At 73.6% G+C, this 4,700-nt stretch carries 3 protein-coding genes; 2 read left to right on the forward strand and 1 reads right to left on the reverse strand.

Annotated features, from left to right (window positions below; genetic code table 11):
- Positions 1–1,695: class I adenylate-forming enzyme family protein (locus FNX44_RS23950; RefSeq protein ID WP_153507675.1), on the forward strand; the 1,695-nt coding region annotated here is incomplete at its 5' end.
- Complete coding sequence (locus tag FNX44_RS23955) at positions 1,692–2,741, forward strand: methyltransferase (RefSeq protein ID WP_143650990.1); 1,050 nt, start codon at positions 1,692–1,694, stop codon at positions 2,739–2,741. The genes FNX44_RS23950 and FNX44_RS23955, both read left to right, overlap by 4 nt.
- A gap of 36 nt (positions 2,742–2,777) precedes the next feature.
- On the opposite strand, the gene FNX44_RS23960 is transcribed toward FNX44_RS23955, so the two are convergent.
- Positions 2,778–4,637 (reverse strand): hypothetical protein, encoded by a 1,860-nt coding sequence (locus FNX44_RS23960; protein ID WP_143650992.1) that lies wholly within the window; start codon positions 4,635–4,637, stop codon positions 2,778–2,780.
- Positions 4,638–4,700 lie beyond the last annotated feature (63 nt).

Raw genomic sequence — 4,700 nt, forward strand, 5'->3', positions numbered from 1 at the left:
CCGCTCCCCCGCTCCCCGACGCCCTGGAGGAAACCCGTGCACGCCGTGCTCCGCCGCCTCACCCGAGGCAACGGCTTCTACATAGGCGACATCTTCCACACCGCCGCCCGCCGTTTCCCGCACACCACCGTCGAACTCGACCGGCCGCCGCACCACGCCCCGGAGCTCGGCACCCGGCTGACCGTCGCCGAGATCGCCGCGCACGTGGACGAACTCGCCGCGCGGCTGTGGTCCGCCGGGGTGCGGCCCACCGAACGCGTCGCGCTGTACAAGAGCGACAACTTCGACATCGCGCTGCTGGCCTGCGCGGTCAGCCGCGTCGGGGCCGTGCCGGCGCTGCTGTCGCCCGCGCTCGACGGCCGCACCGCCACCGTCCTGCTGGAACGCCTCGGAAAGCCGTGGCTGCTCACCGACGGCGAGACGCTGGCCGAGCGGCTGCGCGGCGCGCCACTCGCCGACACCACCCGTACCGTACTGCTCGCCACCGACAACGTCGGACCGGCCGACGCCGAGCGCGTGGGCACGCTCGTGCCGCTGGCCGCGCACGCCGGCGCGCCGCGCCCGGAACCCGTGCGCCTGCACCCCCGCCAGCCGTCGCTGATCACCCACAGCTCCGGCACGACCGGCATACCCAAGCTGGCCGTGCAGACGCCGGAGGCGGGCTGGCACCGGCTGGTGCCGCAGCGTGTCGTGTCCTGGCCGATCCGGGAGAAGGAGAAGGCGGCGCTGTGCATGACGTTTGTGCACAGCCGCTTCTACCAGGGCCTGGCGATGTTCCTCAGCCACGGCAACCCGCTGGTGATCGCCGTCGACCCGGACCCGGCCCGCATCGGCCCGCTCTTCCGCCGCACGCGTCCCGGCTATGTGGAGACGCACCCCAACACGTACGTCGACTGGGAGGAGTTGGCCGACGCGCCCGGCGAGCCGCTGGCCGGGGTGAAGGTCTTCGGCGCCACCTTCGACGCCATGCACCCGCGCACCATCCAGCGGCTGCTCGGCGCCTCCCGCCGCCGGATCCCGGTGTTCGTGCAGTTCTACGGGCAGTCCGAGATCGGGCCGATGGCCGGCCGCTGGTACACGCGGCGCAGCGCGCACAAGGCCGACGGCCGCTGCGTCGGGCTGCCGCTGCCCGGCTTCATCTCGATGCGGGTCGTCGACGGCGCGGGGCGGCGGCTCGGCCGGGGCCGGACCGGCCATCTGGAGGTCCGCAGCCGCACCCGGATCCTCACCTACCTCGGCGAGGACGAGCGCTACCGCGAGCAGCTGCGGGACGGCTGGTGGCGGGTCGGCGACATGGGACGGCTCAGCCGCCTCGGCCTGCTCCACCTGATGGACCGCGAGGTCGACCGGATCGACACCGTCGACAGCAACCTGGCGGCCGAGGACGTACTGATGGGCCGGCTGGAGGAGCTGCGGGAGGTGGTGGTGGTCGCCGGGCCGGACGGGGAGGCCGTGCCGATCGTCGCCACCCGCGGCGACCGCCCGCTGGACCAGGCCCGCTGGCAGGAGGCGACCCGCGACCTGCCGCAGCTCGCCGCCGTCCGCCAGCTCCGCCACGACGACCTGCCCCGCACCTCCACCCGCAAGATCCAGCGCCCGGAACTCGTCCGGATGCTGCGCGAGGAAGCCGCCCGAGCGGGGCGGACCGGCGGGACCCCCACCAGCACCAGCGACGAGGAAACGGTGATCGCATGACCGGGAACAGCGCCGGGAACAGCACCGGGAACCAGACAGCCGACCGCAACGCGGGTCGCGAACTCATCGAGCTGATGGCCGGTTTCTGGAAGACGCAGGCCGTCTACTACGCCGCCGAGTCAGGGCTGATCGACGCCGTGCACGAGGCCGGGCGGGCGAGCAGCACCGCGCTCGCCGTGCGGATCGGCGCCGACGCCGACGCGCTCGGGCGGCTGCTGCTCTTCCTCGAAAGCCTCGACGTCGTCCGCGGCGACGACCAGGAGGGCTATCAACTGACCGCTGTCGGGGAACTGTTGCGCTCCGGCAGCCCGGGTTCCATGCGCGACCACGTCCGCATCTACGGCTCCCACTTCTACCGGGCGTGGGGCGCGCTCGACCACTCGCTGCGCACCGGCGGCGCCGCCTTCTCCCAGGTGTACGGCAGCGACCTGTTCAGCTACCTCAACCAGCACCCGGAGACGTCGCTCACCTACGAGCGGGCCATGGTCGCCGGTACGCCGTTCTTCTCCGAGGTCGGCTCGGTGTTCGACTTCTCCGGCGCCGAGCTGGTCGTGGACGTCGCCGGCGGGCACGGCGCGCTGCTCAGCGAGATCCTGCGGTCCCACCCGGGGCCGCGCGCGGTGCTGTTCGACGCACCGCACGTCATCGACGAGACCGAGGGGCGGCCCATCGCCACCGAGCACGCCCACCGCTGCGACCGCGTCCCGGGCGACTTCTTCGAGGGCGTACCGGAGGGCGGCGACGTCTACCTCCTCTCCCGCATCCTGCACTGCTTCGACGACGAGTCCTGCCACCGCATCCTGACCAACTGCCGTCGCGCGATGCGCCCCGGTGGACGTCTGGTGGTACTGGAACGTGTGTTGACCAGGGGCGACGGCTCCTGTCTGACGCAGGGCTACAACATGCACATGCTGGTAGTGCTGGGCGGCGGCCGGGAGCGTGACGAGAGCCAGTACCGCGCGCTGCTGGACAAGGCCGGCTTCACCCTGGAGTCGGTGTCGCCGCTGCCGCTGGAGACCAACCTGCTGGTGGCCACGCCGAAGTGAGTGCTCGGTGCGGCCTCCGCGACGCGCGGGACGCGCTCACGGCAGGACCAGCACCGTGACCGCCCACACGAGCAGCAGCAGCGTGAACAGCGGCCCCAGCGGCGTGCCGCGCTGCGCCGGTGTCGACTCGTCCGCAGGGCGCAGGGACGGGTCGTGGTACATCGCGCGCAGCTCGGCGAGGAGGCGTTCGGTGTCCGACTCGCCGCCGCCCAGGCGCCGTTCCAGCGCCGGCCAGCCCACCGGTTCCAGTGCGGCGTCGTCCTCGTCACCCGGCTGCGTGATCTCCAGCGTCGAGCCGTTGAGGTGGATCGAGCTGATCCGCTCCCAGGGTACGTGGTGGATACGCCAGCCGCCGGTTGTCCACAGGCCGGTGCGGTCGGCGACGATGCGCCAGTTGAGCGCGGTCGCGGTGGTGCCGATGAGGGCGGGCAGACCGAGCAGGAGGAACCACTGCCAGCTGAAACCGTCCGACAGCAGCGCCCAGATGCCGGCGGCCTGGAACGCGCCGAGGGCGAGCCCGACCAGCCGCGTCCAGCCGCCGGCCGACCAGACGCGGGGCGCGGCGGTGGGTTCGAGGTCGAGGGCGAGGCGGGCGAGTGAGCGGGACCGCCCGCGCCGTTCGCGGCGCTCCACCGCGCGCACCGGCGTGGCGCTGCACTCGGTGACGATCTCGTCCAGGTCCCGGCCGCCGACGGCGGTGAAGGCGACCTCCGCGCCGACGCTGGGCGGACCGTACAGCACGGCCTCCCGCAGCACCGGCGGCGTCTGGTCGCGCATCGCGCCCAGCACGCTCTCCACGACGCTCTCCGCGCCCTCGCCGTCCAGCGCCCGTTCCCTCTCGTCGGCGTCCTCCTCTTCCTCGTCTTCCTCGTCTTCGTCCTCGTCGGTGGGCAGCGAGTGGAAGGTGAGGACGGGTGTGGTGCCGTGCCGGTCGTCGTGGGCGTACACCCACACGCGCGGGTCGTCGTCCTTCTCCTTGATCAGGACGCGAAGCGCGGGCACCGGCAGGCTGCGCAGCCGCGCCGCGCGGCGGCGGCCGACCAGCGCGTTGACCACGAAGGCCAGGCCGGGCAGCCCGCCGACGAGCACCAGCGCCTCCCAGGCGCCGGCGTCCGGCGGTTCGGCGGCCAGTCGGCTCCAGTCGCCGTCGATCAGCACGGTGACGCGGTCACCCTTGCGGTGGTCGCCGAACGCGTCGACGTGGTGCCGTCTGCCCTCCGGGAGGAGGGTGACCGCAAGGCCGTTCTCGCGGTAGCCGAGGACCTCGGCCTCGACGCGGGTCGCGGCGGCGGCACGGCTCTCGTCCTCGGCGACGACGGCGCTGCCGCGCCACAGGCCGAACGCGGCGAGCGCCAGACAGCCCACGCCGAAGACCAGGGAGATCCGGCCCCGGGTGAAGGGCACCAGGCGTGGCGGCAGGGTGTAGCGGGCGTCCCCGGCGGCCCGCATGGCGAGGTGGCGCTGGCGGCGCGCCAACTCCAGCCGGTACAGCAGACCGACGACCGCGAAGCCGGCGGCTGCGGTGACGGCCAGCCGCGAGACGTCCGAGGCGGTGCCGAGCGCGTCGCCGTGCAGCAGGTTGGCGGCGGCGGTCGGCGGCACGACCCACAGGGCGACGACCGGTTGGCGCACCAGCCAGTAGAGCTGGAGGACGGCGAACCCGAAGAACACCACGGGCCACCAGTCGAACTGGCACGGCGCGCTGTCCGTGCACACGGGTTCCGGGGAGTCGACGAAGGCCCACGCGTACGTCGCGATCAGGGCCAGCGCCGCCCACTGGGGCCGGGCCCAGCGGCCGGGGGCGGCGGCCAGCCACTCGCGGGCGTCGGCGGACCGCCACTCGCGCACGCCGTGGGGTCGGTGCTCCGCCGGCAGCGGCAGAGGTTGCTCTGTCACGGCCGCATTATCGACCACCCCGGTGACAGCCCGACACCGTGGGGGCGGGGGTCCGGCGCGACG

It is taken from the genome of Streptomyces alkaliterrae (assembly GCF_007097205.2).
In the GTDB taxonomy this organism is placed as follows: Bacteria; Actinomycetota; Actinomycetes; order Streptomycetales; family Streptomycetaceae; genus Streptomyces; species Streptomyces alkaliterrae.

Excerpts from the sequence above, each read along its gene's own strand:
- FNX44_RS23955 (WP_143650990.1), top strand. The coding sequence starts at position 1,692 with ATGACCGGGAACAGCGCCGGGAACAGCACCGGGAACCAGACAGCCGAC.